General features: G+C 70.3%; 18 protein-coding genes. 9 read left to right on the plus strand and 9 right to left on the minus strand.

Features of this window, described 5'->3' with window-relative positions:
* Positions 1-16: 16 nt before the first annotated feature.
* Both ACFVX6_RS16115 and ACFVX6_RS16120 read left to right on the plus strand, forming a co-directional pair.
* Positions 17-2,128, plus strand: a complete 2,112-nt coding sequence (locus ACFVX6_RS16115; RefSeq protein ID WP_389691835.1) for a xanthine dehydrogenase family protein molybdopterin-binding subunit — start codon at positions 17-19, stop codon at positions 2,126-2,128.
* Between the two features lie 77 nt (positions 2,129-2,205).
* Positions 2,206-3,171, plus strand: a complete 966-nt coding sequence (locus tag ACFVX6_RS16120) for an LLM class F420-dependent oxidoreductase (protein ID WP_389691837.1) — start codon at positions 2,206-2,208, stop codon at positions 3,169-3,171.
* Positions 3,172-3,224: 53 nt separating this feature from the next.
* On the opposite strand, the gene ACFVX6_RS16125 is transcribed toward ACFVX6_RS16120, so the two are convergent.
* Entirely contained in the window at positions 3,225-3,656 is a 432-nt protein-coding gene (locus ACFVX6_RS16125) for a hypothetical protein (protein WP_389691839.1), read from the minus strand.
* A 356-nt stretch (positions 3,657-4,012) separates the two neighbouring features.
* Here ACFVX6_RS16125 and ACFVX6_RS16130 point away from each other — a divergent pair, with 356 nt between their 5' ends.
* Positions 4,013-4,216, plus strand: coding sequence for a hypothetical protein (locus tag ACFVX6_RS16130; RefSeq protein WP_389691841.1), 204 nt, complete (start codon positions 4,013-4,015; stop codon positions 4,214-4,216).
* Between the two features lie 121 nt (positions 4,217-4,337).
* Here the strand turns inward: ACFVX6_RS16130 and ACFVX6_RS16135 are convergent, their stop codons facing one another.
* Positions 4,338-5,450 (minus strand): aromatic acid exporter family protein, encoded by a 1,113-nt coding sequence (locus ACFVX6_RS16135; RefSeq protein WP_389691843.1) that lies wholly within the window; start codon positions 5,448-5,450, stop codon positions 4,338-4,340.
* Between the two features lie 103 nt (positions 5,451-5,553).
* Positions 5,554-5,955 (minus strand): DUF1622 domain-containing protein, encoded by a 402-nt coding sequence (locus ACFVX6_RS16140; protein WP_389691845.1) that lies wholly within the window; start codon positions 5,953-5,955, stop codon positions 5,554-5,556.
* Positions 5,956-6,107: 152 nt separating this feature from the next.
* Here ACFVX6_RS16140 and ACFVX6_RS16145 point away from each other — a divergent pair, with 152 nt between their 5' ends.
* Together ACFVX6_RS16145 and ACFVX6_RS16150 are read left to right on the plus strand one after the other, a co-directional pair.
* The gene (locus ACFVX6_RS16145; RefSeq protein WP_389691847.1) at positions 6,108-6,386 is read left to right on the plus strand and encodes a GlsB/YeaQ/YmgE family stress response membrane protein; all 279 of its coding nucleotides are present in this window, start codon (positions 6,108-6,110) and stop codon (positions 6,384-6,386) included.
* Between the two features lie 139 nt (positions 6,387-6,525).
* The gene (locus ACFVX6_RS16150; RefSeq protein WP_389691849.1) at positions 6,526-7,719 is read left to right on the plus strand and encodes an amidohydrolase; all 1,194 of its coding nucleotides are present in this window, start codon (positions 6,526-6,528) and stop codon (positions 7,717-7,719) included.
* 770 nt (positions 7,720-8,489) lie between these two features.
* On the opposite strand, the gene ACFVX6_RS16155 is transcribed toward ACFVX6_RS16150, so the two are convergent.
* The 4 genes from ACFVX6_RS16155 to ACFVX6_RS16170 all read right to left on the minus strand — a co-directional run bounded on the left by ACFVX6_RS16155 (position 8,490) and on the right by ACFVX6_RS16170 (position 12,585).
* Entirely contained in the window at positions 8,490-8,834 is a 345-nt protein-coding gene (locus tag ACFVX6_RS16155) for a DoxX family protein (RefSeq protein ID WP_389691851.1), read from the minus strand.
* Positions 8,835-8,982: 148 nt separating this feature from the next.
* Positions 8,983-10,680, minus strand: coding sequence for a sensor histidine kinase (locus tag ACFVX6_RS16160; protein ID WP_389691853.1), 1,698 nt, complete (start codon positions 10,678-10,680; stop codon positions 8,983-8,985).
* A 121-nt stretch (positions 10,681-10,801) separates the two neighbouring features.
* On the minus strand, positions 10,802-11,617 hold the full coding sequence (locus ACFVX6_RS16165) for an ABC transporter permease (protein ID WP_389691855.1): 816 nt from the start codon (positions 11,615-11,617) through the stop codon (positions 10,802-10,804).
* Positions 11,614-12,585 (minus strand): ATP-binding cassette domain-containing protein, encoded by a 972-nt coding sequence (locus ACFVX6_RS16170; RefSeq protein ID WP_389691857.1) that lies wholly within the window; start codon positions 12,583-12,585, stop codon positions 11,614-11,616. Before ACFVX6_RS16170 ends, ACFVX6_RS16165 begins: the two co-directional genes overlap by 4 nt.
* A gap of 260 nt (positions 12,586-12,845) precedes the next feature.
* Here ACFVX6_RS16170 and ACFVX6_RS16175 point away from each other — a divergent pair, with 260 nt between their 5' ends.
* The 4 genes from ACFVX6_RS16175 (at position 12,846) to ACFVX6_RS16190 (ending at position 15,563) form a co-directional block, all read left to right on the plus strand.
* Positions 12,846-13,526 (plus strand): response regulator, encoded by a 681-nt coding sequence (locus ACFVX6_RS16175; RefSeq protein ID WP_389691859.1) that lies wholly within the window; start codon positions 12,846-12,848, stop codon positions 13,524-13,526.
* Between the two features lie 250 nt (positions 13,527-13,776).
* Positions 13,777-14,706, plus strand: a complete 930-nt coding sequence (locus ACFVX6_RS16180) for a SigB/SigF/SigG family RNA polymerase sigma factor (protein WP_389691861.1) — start codon at positions 13,777-13,779, stop codon at positions 14,704-14,706.
* A gap of 10 nt (positions 14,707-14,716) precedes the next feature.
* Positions 14,717-14,851, plus strand: coding sequence for a hypothetical protein (locus tag ACFVX6_RS16185; RefSeq protein WP_389691863.1), 135 nt, complete (start codon positions 14,717-14,719; stop codon positions 14,849-14,851).
* Positions 14,852-15,098: 247 nt separating this feature from the next.
* On the plus strand, positions 15,099-15,563 hold the full coding sequence (locus ACFVX6_RS16190; protein WP_389691865.1) for an ATP-binding protein: 465 nt from the start codon (positions 15,099-15,101) through the stop codon (positions 15,561-15,563).
* Positions 15,564-15,785: 222 nt separating this feature from the next.
* On the opposite strand, the gene ACFVX6_RS16195 is transcribed toward ACFVX6_RS16190, so the two are convergent.
* Positions 15,786-16,853 (minus strand): cation diffusion facilitator family transporter, encoded by a 1,068-nt coding sequence (locus ACFVX6_RS16195; RefSeq protein WP_389691867.1) that lies wholly within the window; start codon positions 16,851-16,853, stop codon positions 15,786-15,788.
* A complete protein-coding gene (locus ACFVX6_RS16200; protein WP_389691869.1) occupies positions 16,850-18,325 on the minus strand; it encodes an MFS transporter in 1,476 nt (491 codons plus the stop codon). The genes ACFVX6_RS16195 and ACFVX6_RS16200 overlap by 4 nt, the downstream gene beginning before the upstream one ends.
* Between the last annotated feature and the right edge of the window lie 268 nt (positions 18,326-18,593).

Raw genomic sequence — 18,593 nt, forward strand, 5'->3', positions numbered from 1 at the left:
AGGAAGGGGACCCGCGATGCGCCCCACCCCCGACGACCTGCCCGCCCTCGGCAGCCCCGCCCCGCGCCGGGAGGGCCGCGAGAAGGTCACCGGGGCGGCCCGCTACGCCGCCGAGCACACCCCATCCGGCTGCGCCTACGCCTGGCCCGTACCCGCCACGATCGCTCGCGGACACGTCACCTCCGTCGACACCACGGCCGCAACCGCCCTGCCCGGCGTGGTCGGCGTGCTGACCCCGTACGACGCGCCCCGGCTGGGCGAGGCGGACGACCCCACCCTGCGCCTTCTCCAGGACCTACGCGTCCCCCACCGCGGCTGGTACGTGGCCCTTGCCGTGGCCGACACTCTCGAGCGTGCCCGGGCCGCCGCCTCCGCGGTATGCGTCGCCTACGAGAGCGACCCCCACGACGTCACCCTCACCGTCGGCCACCAGGACGCCCACACCCCCGAGGAAGCCAACGGAGGCCATCCCGCACACCGCGAACAGGGCGACCCGGACGCGGCGCTCGCCACCGCCCCCGTACAGGTCGACTGCGCCTACGCGGTGCCGCCCCTGCACAACCACCCCATGGAACCGCACGCCGCCACCGCCGTCTGGGACGAGGAGAGCCACCACCTCACGGTGCACGACTCCAGCCAGGGCGCGGGCCCCGTCCGGGCCGCACTGGCCGCTCTGTTCAAGCTGGCCGAAGAACAAATCACCGTCGTCTCCGAGCACGTCGGCGGCGGATTCGGTTCCAAGGGCACCCCGCGCCCGCACGTGGTCCTGGCGACGATGGCCTCGCGCCACTACGGCAGGCCGGTGAAACTCGCCCTCCCGCGCGCCCACCTGCCCGCCACGGTCGGGCACCGCGCTCCCACCCTGCACCGCGTACGACTCGGCGCCCGCGCCGACGGAACGCTCACCGCCTTGACGCACGAGGTCACCACCCACACCTCGCGCGTCCGCGAGTTCGTCGAGCAGGCGGCCGTGCCCGCCCGCGTCATGTACGCCGTGCCCGACATCCGCACCACCCACCGCGTCGTCGCCCTCGACGTGCCCACCCCTTCCTGGATGCGCGCTCCCGGTGAGGCCCCCGGCATGTACGCCCTGGAATCGGCGATGGACGAGCTGGCCGACGCCCTCGGCATGGACCCGGTCGAGCTGCGCGTGCGCAACGAACCCCTCACCGAGCCCGACAGTGGCCGCCCGTTCAGCAGCCGCCACCTCGTGGAATGCCTGCGCGAGGGTGCGGAGCGGTTCGACTGGGCCGGCCGCCGAGAGCCGCGCCGGGAGGGCACGTACCTCTTCGGGAGCGGAATGGCCGCCGCCACCTATCCCGTCCTCGTCTCGCCCTCCACCGCCCGGGCGCACGCCCGGCCCGACGGCCGCTTCCTCGTCGAGGTCAACGCCACCGACATCGGTACGGGTGCCCGTACCGTCCTGGCCCAGGTGGCCGCCGACGCCTTGCGGGTCCCGCTCGAATCCGTGTCCGTGGCCATCGGGCACACCGGCCTGCCCGCGGCTCCGCTCGCCGGAGGCTCCTCGGGCACCGCCTCCTGGGGGTGGGCCGTCCACGACGCCTGCGTGGCGCTGATCGCACGAAGGGAAGGCCACCACGGGCCACTGCCGCCCGAGGGGCTGTCCGCGTCCGCCGACACCACGCAATCGGCCAAGCAGAAGTCCCCGTACTCCCGGCACGCCTTCGGCGCGCACTTCGTGGAGGTGCGGGTCGACACGGTCAGCGGAGAGGTCCGCGTACGCCGCATGCTGGGCGTCTTCGCCGCCGGCCGCATCCTCAACCCCCGCACCGCGCGTTCCCAGTTCAAGGGCGCCATGGTGATGGGACTCGGCATGGCGCTGACGGAGCACAGCACGATGGACGCGGCGTTCGGTGATTTCATCGAGAGCGATCTCGCCGCCTACCACGTACCGGCGCACGCCGACGTGCCCACCATCGAGGTCCACTGGGTCGACGAGTACGACAAGCACCTCAACCCCATGGGCAGCAAGGGGATCGGTGAGATCGGCATCGTCGGAACGGCGGCCGCGATCGGCAACGCCGTCTGCCACGCCACCGGGCGCCGCCTGCGCGAACTCCCCCTGACGCCCGACCGCGTACTGACGGCACTGCGCCCCGCCGACTGAGGCCGCACGGCGCCACGCTCGGGGCTCTGCCGCTCGCGTGGGGGTTTCGTCCAGCTCTGGGGGGTTAGGTGCCAGATATGATGCAAATCGGATACACGATGATGACCGAGCAGGCAGGCCCGCGCGAGCTGGTCTCGCACGTGGTGGGAGCGGAGCGGGCGGGGTTCGACTTCTCCGTCATCTCGGACCATTCGTTCCCCTGGCTGGAGTCGCAGGGGCACGCCCCGTACGCGTGGAGCGTTCTCGGAGCGGCCGCGCAGGCCACCTCCCGTATCCCGCTCATGACCTACGTGACCTGCCCGACCTTCCGCTACCACCCGGCGGTCGTCGCGCAGAAGGCGGCCACGATGCAGACCCTGTCACGGGGTCGGTTTCGGCTGGGACTGGGCTCCGGCGAGAACCTGAACGAGCACATCGTCGGCGCCGGCTGGCCCGCCGCACACGTCCGCCTGGAGATGCTGGAGGAGGCGGTCGAACTCATCCGGCGCATGTTCGCCGGTGGCGACGTGAGCCATCACGGTGCCCACTTCGACGTCGACAACGCCAGGCTCTGGGACCTCCCCGACGAACCGCCCCCGATCGGGATCGCCGTCTCCGGCCCCCGCTCCTGCGAGCTCGCGGGCCGGCACGGCGACCTGGTGATCGCCACGGAACCGAAGCGGGAACTCCTGCAGCAGTTCGACGCCCACGGCGGCACGGGCAAACCCCGCGTCGGTCAGCTCCCCGTCTGCTACGACACCGACCGCGACGCGGCGGTGGCCCGCGCGCACGACCAGTTCCGATGGTCCCTCGGCGGCTGGAAGGTCAACGCCGAGCTCCCTGGCCCCGCCGGCTTCGAGCAAGCCTCGCAGCACACCCGGCCCGAAGACGTCGCCGAGGCCATCCCCTGCGGTGACGACGTGGACGCCTTCGTCGAGGCGGTACGCCCGTACGCGGAAGCGGGATTCACCGAGATCGCCCTCGTCCAGATCGGCGGCGACCGACAGGAACCGTTCCTGAAGTGGGCTGAGACCGAACTCCTGCCCGCTCTACGAAACCTGTGAGATGGGCTGACCCCGAAGCCGATCCCGCTGCGGACCGGCAGGGGCGCGGTCCGTCACGGGAGGCCCAGGTCGATGGTGGGGGCGCCTGGTGCGGCGCCGTCGCCCACGTCCGCCGACCCGAACACGTGCACCGTAACCGTGGGGCCCGCGTCACGGACCGCGTGCATCCGGTGGTAGAAGGTTTCGTCGAAGTGAAATCCCTTGCCCGCGCCCACCTCTTCGGCGCGGGGCGCACAGCCGAGTCGGGCCCGTTCGTGCGTGAGCGCGCCTCGCGCCACGAACACGGCCCCGCGAACCCCTTCGTGGTCGAGGTATCCCGTGCCTGGAGGCATGTCGTCCCAGTTGATGGCCCATACGCCGAAGTCCCGGCAACGAAATAGCCGGATCCAGATTCCCTCGCCGCCCGACTTCGCCAGGCGCACCCGCCAGCTCGGATAGTCCCGACCGGCGTCGTAGGCCACGTCCATCAGCTCCTCTGGCTGCAAGAGAAGGTTTCCGGGCGAGGCAACCTGTCGTCGGTCCATCGGGACCACCGCCCTTCCCGCCTGACGACAGCCATTGAGTACGCACGCCCGGGATCTCAGCAGGCACCTGCCCGCGCCACGGTCTTCCATGCCGCGCCCGCAACACAAGGGGCCCGGGCGGAGACCTCGACTCGGTCACGCAGGCACAAGGTATAGAGGGCGGCTGCCCGGGCAGGGTGGAGTCAGACCAGCCTGGTCTGGCTCCCGGGTGCATGTAGGTCCGCTGCTCGGCCATGCACGATACGTGTCGTGCGCTTGACGGTCTTCGCCCGAAGAGCCGACCGTGATGGGCTCCGATCAGGACGGCGGAGACGACCATGAGCCTGTACGGCTTCGCCACCGATGTCACCGAGGACCTCGACCGAGCCACCGTTGCGGTGACTGGCGACCTCGACTTCGACACTTGCCAATCCCTGAGCACCCTGGTCAGCACCCTCTCGTTGACCGACCGGATCCTCGTGCGTCTTCAAGGAGCCACAGCTCTCCGCGTCGTGGCTACACAACCCGCTAACGGCCGCTAAGAGCGGTACCGAACTACCTCGCCCGCCTCATTGCCGAAGCCGACCCGGACGCTGAGGCCGGCTGGGAACTCGAGGACATGGCCGAAGCGGCCCGCGCCCTGGGCCACCAGTGGTCACGTCATCAAGACACCGGCGCGAGGGCGCGCTGCCCTGCACGAAGCTCCGCCAGCAGCCGTCCGGCGTCGGTGAGCAGCGCGCCCCGGAGCGTCTGCGCTCGGAGTGCGGTACTCGCGGACTCGTGCTGCACGCGGTCGAGCTCGGCTTCGGCGTCATCGATCAGGCACTCGAGACGATCGATGTCCGTGCGGTCTGCCCGGCCCAGTTCCTCCAGCGCCCGGGCGGCCGCCCGCAGCGCGGAGCTGAATCCGGGACGGAAGGAGTCGGGGAGCCTGCCGATCTCCCCGTCCAGCGCGTGGTCCACGGCTCGGGTCATGGAGCGCAGGTGGTCCAAGCTGCGCTCCGCCATGTCGGCGACCTCGCGGGCGCGGGCCAGCGCATTGTTGACGTCGGCTGGGCTCCGGCGTGGGTTCAGCCGGCCGTTCTCGACCTCCGTGTCGATTCTGTCCTGGATGTCCCGGCAGTCGGCGGCCAGGCTGCGCCAGTCGCGGCGCCACTGCCGTACGCGTTCGCCGTCGGGCTCGCCCGAATCCAGGGCGTCGGCCAGAGCGTTGATGCGTCGGCTCATCCCGGTGCAGAGGGCAGCGACGGCCTGCCTGCGATGCCCGGTGTGCCGTGCGGGGGCGAGTAGGAGATGCGCGCCGAGGCCGCAGAGAGCGCCGATGGCCACGGCGGCCGCCAGGTGGCCGACGTAGTCGATGCGGCCCTGTCCGGAGGAGAAGGCGAAGAATCCCACGATGGTCACTTGGGCGCCCTGCTGCCCGAGACGCCTCACTCGCCCGGCCCACAGGCCCAGGAGCGTGAGCAGTCCGAACGACCAGCCGTGGATGCCGACCGTGGCCGCGAGCGTCGCGGCGAGCGTGGTGCCCGTCGCCATCGCCAGCAGGTACTGGGCGCAGTCACGCGCGGACCGGTAGACGGTGGCCTGGAGCGCCACCAGTGCGGTGAACGGGGCGAACGTGGAGACGGTGGGAGGGAGGAGGTAGCGGGCCAGGACCCAGGCGACCATGGCTGCCACCACGCACTTGGCGTTCAGGAGCAGGTCATCGCGCTCCCGCCCCGGTTCCGCCATCGCGCGCCACACGTAGCGGCCCCTCGCCGCAGCCGCAGTCCTCATTTTCCGCGGCACGCTGCGCCACTTGGACAAGACGATCACCTCCCGCCTGCCGTATGCCCATCCGGTGCAGGTCAAACGGCTTCGAAGGGCCGATGCTCCGACGTCAGGCGAGGCTGGGAGCGCTCGGCCCGCTCCGGTCGTGCTCGATCTCCGCGCGTTCCTTGGCGATCTCCCGGGTGAGGAAGAAGTTCAACGCCGTACGGATCGCGGCGATGGCCGCGAGCTGACCTATCTCGGTGAAGCTGGGTGCGACAGCCGTACGCAGCACATCGCCGGCGAGCTGGAATTCCAGTCCGAGGACGAGGAAGCGCCCCAGGCTCAGTCGGATCTTGTTGAACTCGCCGAGCAGGGAACGCCTGCGGATCCCGGTCGTGGCGAACCGGGCGAAGGCCCACACCGCGCCCACGAAGATGATCAGCGCGCCGGCCGCCTCGATCACGTGGACGAGCCACCCGATCATTTCGCGCAGCGCGGACTCGGACAGCAATTCTCCCGACAGCGTCATGGAGGCCCCTCTACCCGCTGTGCGGCCGCTACACGGTGCGGCCGGACCGACGCGGGAAATCCGGAGGATGACCGATCCAGACGTTTGAAGGTCGGCCGGCAGTGCAGACGATGCACTGACACCGGCTCTATTCAACGAGGTAGGAGACCTTCATGGGCATCATCGCTTGGATCCTCATCGGACTGTTCGCCGGCCTCATCGCGAAGGCCTTGATGCCGGGCAAGGACCCGGGCGGCATCATCATCACCATGCTCATCGGTATCGCCGGCGGTCTGCTCGGCGGGTGGCTCGGCAAGGCCATATTCGGCGTCGACTCGATCGACGGTTTCTTCGACCTCTCCACCTGGATCGCCGCCGTCGTCGGCTCCGTCATCCTCCTGGCCCTCTATCGCGTCGTCGCCGGCGGTCGGCACGCGCACCGCCACGCCTGACCCCTACGCCTCCCCACGCCCCGGGCCCGCCGCGAAACCGACTTCGCGGCGGGCCTTGCTCGACGTCCGGAACGGTCGGATCGGCGCGTGCCCGCTGGCGAAGTGGGCATGAGCGCCCACGAAGCTGCGAGGAGGAGACATGGACGGCCCATCCGATGACCTGTACGGACGGCTGCGGCATGAGTGCGCCCGGCGCGCGGACGATCTGTGGCACGTCAGCCGGACCCTGCACGCCGACCCCGAACTCGCCTACGAAGAGCATCGCGCGGCCGGACTGCTCACCGGGCAGCTCCGGCGGGCCGGCTTCCAGGTGGAGCAGGGGACCGCCGGGCTGGACACGGCGTTCCTGGCCCGGGCCGGGAACGGGCCGGGGCGCTGTGTGGCCCTGCTGCTGGAGTACGACGCGCTGCCGGGGATGGGACATGCCTGCGGGCACAACCTGATCGCGGCGGCCGGTCTGGGAGCCGCGCTGGCACTGCACAGCGTCATGGAGCAGGTAGCGGGAACCGTTCTGGTCGTGGGGACACCAGCGGAGGAGCAGGGCGGGGGCAAGGTCGCTCTGGCCGAAGCCGGGACATTCGATGGTGTGGATGCGGCACTGATGTTCCATCCGGGTGTTCACGACTGGTCGTGGGCACCGCTGACGGCGCAGACGCAGATCCGCGTGGGCTTCCACGGCCGTGCGGCGCATCCGACGGGCGATCCGACGCGCGGGATCGACGCGCTAGCCGCCCTCATCCAGTTGTTCAACACCACGGCAGTGGTCGGCAAACGCCTCCCGCCCGGCTCGCACGTCCAGGGGATCATCACGGACGGAGGCAGCGCGACCAACGTCGTACCGGCCTACGCCGAGGGCCTGTTCGGACTGCGCGCAGCCACCAGCACCGCACTCGACACCCTGGTGGCTGACCTCGGCACGTGGTCCGAGGGCGTGGCGGCCGCGACCGGCACCACCGTGAGCGTGAAGCGCCAGGGCAGCGGCTACGCCCACTTCCGGGACAACGACGTCCTCTCGGACCGCTTCAGCGAGCACATCGCCCGCTCCGGCATCCAACTCACCCAACCCGCCGGAGGGGTGTACCTGGGCTCCTCCGACATCGGGGACGTGAGCGGTCGGGTGCCCGCGATCCATCCGTTCGTCGCGATCCTCGGCGACGAAGAATCGGACCACACCCCGGCGTTCGCAAAAGCGGCCGACTCGGACCGGGGCCGCCACGTCATGCTGGCGGCCGCCGAGGCTCTGGCTTGCACAGCAGCCGACGTCCTCACCGACGCCACCCTGTCCGCCCAGGCATGGGCCCGGCTGCGCGAGAAAGCGGCCCAGGGACTCTGACTCGAGCCCGTCTCGGTGGTCCAAGCCGGGATCAGGGTCTTTGCCGCCGGTCGCCGGGACCGCAGAAGTCCTCCCGGCCGTGTACAACGCGGTGGCCCTTTCGATCCTCTCTTCAGTGGAGAGTTCCGGTGCGGAAGGGGCGCTGGTTTTGGGTCGCGCCCCGCACTTTCCGCCTCCCTGAACGGGAAACCCCGTTGCAAACCACCAAGCTGCTGCACCGCTCAGATCGACCATGAGGTCCCGCTCGTAGACGGTGACGACGCAAAGCGCCTCTTGGAGTGCTGCGCCGGCGTCCTGGTCGAGTTCCCCGCCGAGGCTGACCAAGACCGAACTGCCGCAGTGCCGGACATCCATGGTGATCAACACGTTCTCCTCCCGCCCGGGGCGCCAGGGCCCTTGGGGCAGCCCATCCTTGCGCGGCGTTCCCCCGAACGGGCACGAGGCTCGCTGAAGCTCCGGCATCAACCTGGCCAAGCACGGATCAACGTCTCAGATGTCTCCAGGCGACGGTCCACCGGTGTACCCCTGAGGAGGCGGAGGCCGTCTACGCGGACGCTGTCACGGCGATCAGGAGGGTAGCCAAGGTGGCGCCGGCCAGTGGGAGGCGGGGCAAGGGTCGCATGTCGTGCTCTTTCGCATGTGGTGAACAGGGGTACAGCGCAGCGGCGGACCAGGGGTGTTTCAGCCGGTCGTGCGTTCGGCGAGGCAGCCGTCTCGTGACCGACGCCTCGTCTCGTCTCGGGTCGGCCTGAGCCATGTCGCCCGGAGTGTCAGGCAGTGAGACCAAGGACGAGGGTGGCCGTGACCGGAGCCAGGTAGAGCAGGGGGAAAGCGACGGTCTTGTACGAACGGACCCGCAGCACGGTGACGACAGCGCCGAGGAAGTACAGCACCAGGCCGGCCCCGGCCAGCAACCCGATCACAGGAACTGCCAACCCGATCAGCAGACCGGCCGCGCCGGCGAGCTTGGCCAGGGCGAGCGGGGTCCACCAGGATCGGGGCACCCCGTACTGGACGAGGGGTTCCACGACGAACTGGGCTCTGCGCATCAGGGACAGGCCGGAGAAGCCGACCCAGACAGCGGTCAGAATGGTGACGACTACGGTGATGGACATGCGGACACTCCAAAGTTCGCTGGGCGCGAGGCGTGTGGTGGATATGAGGTTTTAGGCCGGCCGCTGCACGAACACGCCGCTACTGGCCCCTCCGGCTCGGCTGCGCGGCGCAAGTCGGCGACCTTGACCAGCATGGAAAGAACGGGACCTAGCGGTGGGTTCGGCCCGCGGGGACAGTGTCTTTGGTGATGAGGGTGTTGTCGGACCAGCAGAGGCGATAGAGGTCGACTTGTTCCAACAGGTCGCGGCCCGAGCGGTAGAACTCGCACGTGGTGCCGGGTGGTCGGGGTGTGGAACGGGCGTGGTCGGGCGGGTAGGGGTAGGTGCGGGCAGGCAGCAGGGGGGCGAGTTCGGTGCGCGGCCGGCCGGTGGTCAGCTCGTCGAACGCGGAGGGCGGAAGGACGCTTGTCGTCAACTGCCAGGCCAGGAAGGCGGCGGTGGGCACGAAGACGGCGGCTGCCGCGGCGGGCGCCGCGAACGCTGCGACGGAGCGGCCCAGGGCGGTACGGCGTGCGTCAGCGAGCCGCCTGGTGTATTCCGAGGCGGTGGTGTCCGGGGCCGGGTGCGGGGTCATGTTGGACGACTGCGCCGCGGGCCCTGCGTGCTTCCGCCGATTCCAGGCCGGCCTCTCGGCCGGCGTCCTGGTTACCGGCGCCGGTGTGACGGGGCGGGTTGTCGCCTGATGCGGTAGGAGGGCGGTGACGTGGAACCCGCCCTGGTGTGGGCCGGTCCGCAAGGAGCCGCCGAGAACCGCCACCCGTTCCCGAAGCCCGCTGAGTCCCCGGCGCCCACCGCCGTCCACCGGTCCCTCGCCCGCGCGTGGCGCTCCGTCCGCCGGCGAGGCCGCGTTCACGACACTCACGCGGGTGCGGTCGGCCCCGTGCGAGATCTCCACCCGGATCGCGCCGTCAGGGGCGTGCTTGACGGCATTGGTGACGGCCTCCTGCACCACTCGATACATTCCGCGTTCGACCAGGGGCGACAACGCGGGCGCCGCCCCGCGCCGCTCCCACCGCACGGGCACGCCGGAGGCGACAGCCCGGGCGAGGAGGTCGTCGATGGTGTCGTTGACGGGACGGCCCACGCCCGGTTCAGGGGTCTCGTGCAGGACGGCGATCGTCTCCCGAAGTTGCTCGACCGCGTCCGCGATCGTGCCGCGCAGCTCGGAGAGCTCGGTGCGGTCGCGGTCGGTCAGATCGGGGGAGAGTTCCAGGGCCCCGGCCCGCAGGGCGACCAGGCTCAGGGCGTGGCCGAGGGAGTCGTGCATGTCGGCCGCGATGTCAGCGCGTTCGTTCAGTCGTACCCGTTCCGCGACCAGGTGCTGGCGTTCTTCGAGGCTTCGGGCCGTGCGCCATCCTTCGCGCACGAGTTCGCGTCGGCCGCGCCAGTGCCGGCCGACCAACCACGGAAGGAGGAGGGCGGCGGGCAGTACGCTCAGCGCCCAGAACCACCAAACTGCCTGCACCCGCAGCACGGCGCACGTCGCGACATCGACCGCGAGGCACCCGGCGAGCACGAGGAGCGGACCCCGGGCAGGAGCAACCCGGGCTCCCAGCAGGCAGCCGAGGGCAGCCAGCGACAGGACATGGGCATTGGCGGGGGTCGAGGAGTCGGCCAGGCCCAGCGCGCACAGCCCGTTGACGAGGACGACGGCGTACCCCGGCCGGCTGCGGGACAGCGGCACGGCCACCGCGAGGACTGCCAAGGGGAGGATCAGGTCCCGGACTGGGGAGGTCGCGCCCGCGTCCCGGAAACCGTAGCCGGTCGCGGCGGCGAGTACGGCCCACAGGGCCACGTCGCCGAACACGGCCTTGGCCGGGGGCAGGGCTGCGCGCGAATGCGGCATGACTCGTCGATCTTCCTTCCGATGGCTGTTCCTGGTCTTCTTTTGTCGATTCTGCGGGACGGTTTGGGACAGGCGACCAGGTGGTCTCGCCGACTTTGCCCGCGCAGGTTTCGACAGGCCGTCAGGCGTCCCTGCGGCGAAGGACGTACAGACCGACCATGTGTGCCGCCACAGCCCACGCCGCCACGATCAGAACGGAAATCGCCGCCGTGTGGGGGGCTTCGGTGCCGACGCGCATGAAGTGGTCTGCGGCACCGTGCGGCAGATGGTCGTTGATCGCTGCGAGCGTCGGACCGCCGAGCCCGAGGAGCACGCTCGGCAACGCCCACAGGAGCGTGACGAGGATCGACAGCGCTCCGGCCGCGTGACGCGTGGCGAAGGCAACCCCGACGGTCAGCACGGCTACCAGCGCCTGGTAGCCCCCGACGGCCAGGACCTGCATGAGGGTCGTGCCCGCTTCGAACGAGGACCGCCCACCAAACGCCCCCCAGGCCACCGCCGTGCCCACGATCGCATACCCGGTACCGGCGACGAAGGCGACCCCGCCGACCACCACCGCTTTCGCCGCATGGACCCGATGCCGCCGGGGCACCCACAGCAGCGACGCCCGTACGCTCCCCGTCGAGTACTCGGAGGTCACCGCGACCGTGGCGAGGATGACGACGGCGAACTGCGCCAGGACGGCTGAGGCGGCCGCCGCGTTCCCGACGGGCTGGATCGGCTGCTCGTTGATACGGGCGATCGCGGCGTAGTAGTAGGTGAACACCCCGGTGATCGCGATGCCCACCAAGAGACAGAAGTAGGGGGCGCGGACGGACCACAGTTTCGTCCACTCCGCGGCGAGCGCGCCCGGGAAGCCCGCGGGCGTCCCTCGGCCCTGGAGACCGACTGCTTCCCGGGGCGACTCCCGCTCGGCAGGTGTCGTTGTCGTGGTCACTTTCGTCCTCCCTCGTTCGACGCAGAGGCGGTTCCCGCCGTGGTCGCTTCGGTGGCGCCGGTGGCGTACTCGACGCTTCGCGCGGTCAGGTCCATGTATGCCTGCTCCAACGACACGCGGACGTCGCTCAACTGGTGCAGCCGCACGCGGCAGTCGTGGGCGAGGTCGCCGACCTCGGCGGCAGTGCGGCCCTCGACCGTGAGTTCACCGGCCTCGGACGTCTCCACGCGCACTCCGTCCCCCGTGACCAAGCGGCGGACCAGGGTCGCCCGCTCCCCCGGATCGGGCACCGAGGCGCGCGCCGACGCGGGGGACGCGGCGGCGAGGAACGCCGTCATGGAGGCATCGCTCAGCAGCCGGCCCCGCCCGATGACGACGAGGTGGTCGGCCGTCAACTGCATCTCGCTCATCAGGTGGCTGGAGAGGAACACGGTGCGGCCCTCGGCCGCCTGCTCACGCACGAGTCGCCGGATCCACCGCACCCCGTCCGGGTCGAGGCCGTTGACCGGCTCGTCCAGGACGAGCACCGGCGGGTCGCCCAACAGGGCGCCCGCCACCCCAAGTCGCCCGCTCATCCCGAGCGAGTAGGTCCCGACCGGCCGCCGGGCAGCCTTGGCCAGGCCCACCGTCTCCAGCACCTCATCCACACGACGCACCGGGATCCCATTGGAGCGGGCCTGCGCCACCAGGTGGGCGCGGCCCGAGCGGGCCGGGTGAACGGCCCGCGCGTCCAGCATCGCTCCGACCGCGCGCAGCGGCTGCCGCAGATCCGCGTAGGGCCGGCCGGCGATCAGGGCCCGACCGCGGGTGGGATGGTCCAGCCCCAGAATCATCCGCATCGTGGTGGACTTCCCGGCTCCGTTAGGTCCGAGGAAGCCGGTCACCCGGCCGGCCTGGACATCCAAGGTCAGGTCCTCCACGGCAAGGGTGTCGCCGTAGCGTTTGCTCAGTCCACGCAATGTGATCACAAGAATCCTTTGCTGTCCGTCTCGTCACGACGCTCATGGGAACCGGAAGTCCACCCGCGGCACCGCCCACGCAGAGTGGGCTTCCCAGTCGGCCGATGCCGCGTTTCCCGTACGGAAGCGACGCTAGAAGGCCGGGAGGCCGGCGCCCATCCGTCGAAGGGCAGCACCACCTTGACTTTCGTCAGGGGTCAGCTCAGCCCCTGGGTGTATCTGCGCAGCTCGCCGCCGATGGGCCGACGGCGCGCCCGTAGGCTCGCGATGTGGATGAGACGACAACGAACAACCGACCGGTCCGCGTCCTGGTAGCCGACGACGAAGCGATGGTCAGGGCCGGGGTGCGGGCCATCCTGGCCCGGGACCCGCACCTCGAGGTCGTCGCCGAGGCAGGCGATGGGTACGAGGCCATAGCCCTCACCCGCCGGCACCGGCCGGACGTGGTCCTGTTGGACATCCAGATGCCCGCACTCGACGGGTTGGCGGCGGTCACACACCTCCACCGAGAACTCCCCGGAGTCGGCGTGATCATGCTGACGACGTTCGGTCAGGACGAGTACGTCACCCGCGCCCTCGAAGAGGGTGCCGACGGTTTCCTACTCAAGGCCGACGACCCGCGCGAACTCCTCAACGGAGTACGGGCCGTAGGAGCCGGCGGCGCCTACCTGTCGCCCCGGGTCGCAGGCCGGGTCATCGCCGGGATGCGCGCCCACCGGACGGCACACCCCCACCGGTCGCTGGAACGGCTGACCGAACGAGAACGGCAGGTACTGGCCGCACTGGGGGCGGGCCTGTCCAATGCCGAGATCGCAAGCCGGCTCCATTTGGTCGAGGGGACGGTGAAGGCACACGTCAGCGCGGTGCTCGCGAAACTGGGCGTACGCAACCGAGTGGAAGCCGCCATCTGCGCGTACGAAGCCAACCTGATCCCACCGCTCCCCCGCTGACCCCCCTTCCCGCGATCCACAGAGCGTTGGCTCAGTGGGGCAGGGGCGCGGGCTGGGCATCGGCTACGTCCTGGCCGATGACCTCGACGTACACGCGGTCCACGGAGGTAAAACCATCACTGCTTGCTTCTGCCCGGCCCCGACCCGGCTCCGCACGGAGAAGCCCCGCAGGATCCGAGTGCATAGAACCGCGAGACCCGGGCACTAGGGTGCCGGACAGCCGTCAGTCAATTGGGAGGGAGCGGCCACCATGTCCCGCTCGGCCACCGCCGTAGGACCCGTTCGTGAAACAGACGCACACGTCCCCGCCTGTGACCGGCGGAACCCACCAGCCGCGCCGACGCGAGACGTGGAGCCGCTCCGGGTGGAGAATCCACGCGAGATGGCGCCCGCCGACGCTCGCGAGCTGTCGCGAGACTTCTTCCGGAGGATGCAGAGCCTGGAGGAGGGCACGCGCGAGTACCAGTACACGCGCAACACCCTGATCGAGATGAACCTCTCCCTCGTCCAGTTCGCCGCACGGCGCTTCCGGGCACGCGCCCTCGGCGGCGGTCTCGACATGGACGACGTCATCCAGGTGGGCACGATCGGCCTCATCAAGGCCATCGACCGCTATGACCTGGAACGCGAGGTCGAGTTCTCCACCCTGGCCCTGCCCTACATCATCGGTGAGATCAAGCGCCACTTCCGCGACACCACCTGGGCCGTGCACGTCCCCCGCCGCCTTCAGGAACTGCGTACGGAGCTCGCCAAGGCCCAGGAGGCCCTGACCGACGTCTTGGGCCGGGCGCCGACGGTCAAGGAGATCGCCCGGCACCTGGAACTTTCCGAGGACGAGGTCATCGACGGGCTGGTGGCAGCAAACGGCTACACCAGCGGCTCCCTCGACGCCGGCAGTGCGGACGGCGAAGCGCAGTCCCCGACGAACCGGACCACACGGCCGATCGCAGAGCGCCTCGGCGAGGTCGACCCGGCCATGGAGCTCTTCGAGGAGTTCCACACCCTCGCGCCGCTGCTGGAGCAACTCGACGAGCGCGACCGGCACATCCTGCGGATGCGCTTCGGTCAAGAGAAGACCCAGGCCGAGATCGGCGCCGAACTGGGCATCTCCCAGATGCAGGTCTCCCGCATCCTGTCCCGGACCCTGGCCCGCCTGCGCGCCGGCATGCTTACGGCATAGACGCCCGCACGTGCCGGAAAGCGATGCGGCGGCCGCCCTCAGCGGGCAGGGACGACGCCTGCTGCTCCACGACCCGCCGTACTCGCTCCGCAAGCTCGTGGAGATGTTCCCTGACGAATGCGCCGCGCTGGAGGTCGCAGCATGATCACTGTTCCTGAGCCCACCGGGCCCGGGGCCCTCTGCGAACCTGGTCGAGGTCCGCGCCACGGACGATGGCTTGACGCTGCGACTCCACATGGAAGTGTCATGAGACGAGGGCTCGACTACCCTGTCACGACGCTGCACCGGCGTCCTGTACCACAGGGGGTCGTACGGATCGGCGCAGGGCTCCAGCGCTTGTAGGCGACCAGAGCCCTGGCATCAGGAACAGCGAACACGGGGGCGGTGCCACAGTGCAGATCAAAGAACCGGAGGTGGGCGCCCCATTGAGTGCCGGCCTTCCTTCCGCGGGACAGCGGCGTCGCCTCGCCTTGGCGGGCGTCCCCGGCGCTGTCTCCAAGGGCCGCGAGTTCACGCGCCGCGCCCTGCGCGACTGGGGCTGGGACGGGACCGAAACCGCCGAGGACACTCTGCTCCTCGTGTCTGAGCTGCTCACCAACGCGGCCCTGCACGCTGACGGTTGCCGCGAACTCATCCTCACAGCCTGTGATGCTTTGCGCATCGAGGTCTGCGATGGCACAACGGCCCTGCCCACCCGCCTTGCAACCCCGCAGCGCGGCGTCCCGGGCGGTCACGGTCTGTACATAGTCGACCGGCTGTCCGATCGGTGGGGCGCGCAGGCATACGGGGAGGGCAAGACCGTCTGGGCCGAGATCGATGGCTCCCGGTTGGTGTCCGGCAACGCAGTCGAGCGCTGACCGCTCCCTGCTCGGATCAACCGCGCGAGGGCCTCCTCTGCTCCGAACCCGTACGTGCCTGTCCGTTGGCCCGCTGTCCTTCGGGGCGGGTAGTGCCCTCCTCGCGGCCGACCCACCCGAGGCGCCCTGCGTGCTCTGGCAGGGCGCTGAAATTCTCGTGGGCCGTCATCTCGTCCTCCTTCGGTGGTGCGATCCTTCGGCGACTACCCCGCCCTGTCGTCATCAGGCGCCTTCGCGTACCCCCTCGGCCCCCCGGCGGGTCGCCGCCGCGTCCGTGACGTCGAGGAACACCTGGTCCAGCTCGGGCCAGCGGCCGCGTACCCCGCGCCGGATCCGTACCATCGCGTCCTCGACGGTCTCGCTGTCGTAGCCGGGCGTCAGGTCGACGCGGGCGGCCGCCATGACCGAGTCGGGCCCCAGCCGCATGGTCAGCAGCGCGGGGACCGTGTCGATCTCCGGCTGCTCCAGCAGGAACGCGCGCACCTCCCGCTGCACGGCGGGATCGGCCGCCTCGCCGACCAGTTGGGCGCGGGCGGCCCGCCCGAGCGTGTACGCGACGTAGACGAGCAGGATCCCGATGAGGATGGAGGCGCAGGCCTCGTACGCGATCTCCCCGGTCGCCATGTGCAGGGCGATGCCGGCGATCGCCAGGAGAACGCCGGCGCAGGCCGTGCTGTCCTCGGCGAGTACGGTCCGCAGCGCCGGATCGTGACCCGCCTTCATCTCGGCGGCCATCCCCCGGCCACCCTCCCGCGCGGCGCGGCGCACCTGGAGCAGGGCCCGGACGAGTGAGGCCCCCTCGGCGGCCAGGGCGAGCACCAGGACCACCAGGCCGATGACGTAGCCGTGCCGGGTCTCGTTGCCGCCGGAGCGGAAGGCCTCGACCCCCTGGAAGACCGAGAAGCAGCCGCCGGTGACGAAGATGCCGACGGCGGCGAGGAGGGACCAGAAGAACCGCTCCATGCCGTAGCCGAAGGGGTGGCGCGCGTCCGCGGGGCGCCGGCTGCGCTTGAGGGAAGCCAACAGGAAGACCTCGTTGAGGCTGTCCGCGATCGAGTGAGCCGCCTCCGACAGCAGCGCCGGGGATGCCGCCACGACCCCGCCGATGGCCTTGGCCACGCAGATGACGAGGTTGGCGGCGAGGGCGACCCACACGGTCTTGCGGGTCTCAGTGTCCTGGCCTGTGCCCGCCGGACCGCTCGGACCGCCAAAGCCGTCGGGACCGCCAGTCCCGTCCGGACCTCCCTGCCCGTCCGGACCTCCCTGCCGGCGCCCGCCTGTCCCGCTCATCCGCTCTTCGTCGCGGTGGCGGAGCGGGCCGAGAGCGGGGTGGCGATCTGCTCCAGGGAGCGGCCCTCGGCGGCAACCGCGTAGAAGACGGCAACCAGGCCCGCGGCGACCATCAGCCCGGCGCCGACGCAGAAGGCGAGCACCGCGTCGGACACCACACCGCTGGAGGTCAGGTTCGCGAAGAGCAGCGGGCCGGAGATACCGCCCGCCGCGGTGCCGACGGCGTAGAAGAAGGCGATCGCCATCGCGCGGGTCTCCATCGGGAAGATCTCGCTGACGGTGAGGTAGGCCGAACTGGCCCCGGCGGAGGCGAAGAAGAGCACGACGCACCAGCAGGCGGTCATCGTCACCGCACTAAGCCGGCCGGCGCCGAAAAGCCATGCGGTGGCGAAGAGCAGCAGTCCGGAGAGGATGTACGTGCCCGCGATCATCGGGCGGCGGCCGACCGTGTCGAAGAGGCGCCCGAGCAGGAGCGGCCCGAGGAAGTTCAGGAAGGCGATGACGGCGAAGTAGTACCCGGTCACACCGCTGGAGACGTGGAAGAAGGTGACGAGGATGGAACCGAAGCCGAAGGTGATGGCGTTGTAGAGGAAGGCCTGGCCCACGAAGAGGGAGAGGCCGAGGACGGCGCGGCGCGGATAGGAGCGGAAGACCGTCCTCGCGATCTCGCCGAAGCCGATGCTGTGGCGCTGGGTGACGGTGATGGACTCCTCCGGCTCGGGCAGCCGGTGACCCTTCTCCGCCTCCACCTGCCGTTCCACGTCCGCGACCAGGGCTTCCGCCTCCTCGGCCCTGCCGTGGATCATCATCCAGCGAGGGCTTTCGGGGACGTGGCGCCGCACCAGCAAGATGACCAGGCCGAGCACGACGCCCAGGGCGAACGTCAGCCGCCAGCCCACCGACTCCGGGAAGATGTCCGTGTTCAGGGCGACGACCGACAGGAGGGCGCCGGCCACTGCGCCGATCCAGAAGCTGCCGTTGATGATCAGGTCGACACGGCCCCGGAACCGGCTCGGGATCAGTTCGTCGATCGCCGAGTTGATGGCCGCGTACTCGCCGCCGATGCCGAAACCGGTGAGGAAGCGGAAGAGGAAGAACCACCAGGCGGAGAAGGACACGGCGGTCAGCGCCGTCGCCGCCAGGTACACGCCGAGCGTGATCAGGAACAGCTTCTTGCGCCCGTAGAGGTCGGTGAGCCGGCCGAAGACCAGCGCGCCCGCGCAGGCACCCGCCACGTAGAGGGCTGCGGCGATACCGGTGACCTGGGCGTCGGTGATCGACAGCCCGCTTCCGTCCTCGGAGATCCGGCTCGCGATGCTCCCGACGACGGTGACTTCCAGGCCGTCCAGGATCCATACGGTTCCCAGCCCGATCACGATCATCCAGTGCCAGCGCGACCAGGGCAGTCTGTCCAGCCTCGCCGGCACCTTGGTGGTGACGGTCTCCGTCTTCGACTCGGCGTGCTCCAGCATGTCCGGGCGTTTGCCCGGACCGCCCCGCCGCAAACGGCGACCGGGGGTGCGCGACCCGTGCCCGCCGGATACAGAGCCATCCGGAGCAATAGGCAAGCCCGGAGGAGCGGGTGCTGCTGTCCTGCCGGCAGCGCGGAGGATGGGTGGACTGCAACCCGGTGTGATACCGGCTGCACGGCTCGAAGGGCTGGGTCTCGGCCCGCTACGTGCACAACCTGCAGCCGGTCCGCCCCTGTTGAGAGCGCGGGAATGGGTGCGGCCCCACATC

The sequence above is a fragment of the Streptomyces sp. NPDC058289 genome, assembly GCF_042880975.1.
GTDB classification, from domain to species: Bacteria; Actinomycetota; Actinomycetes; order Streptomycetales; family Streptomycetaceae; genus Streptomyces; species Streptomyces stoeckheimensis.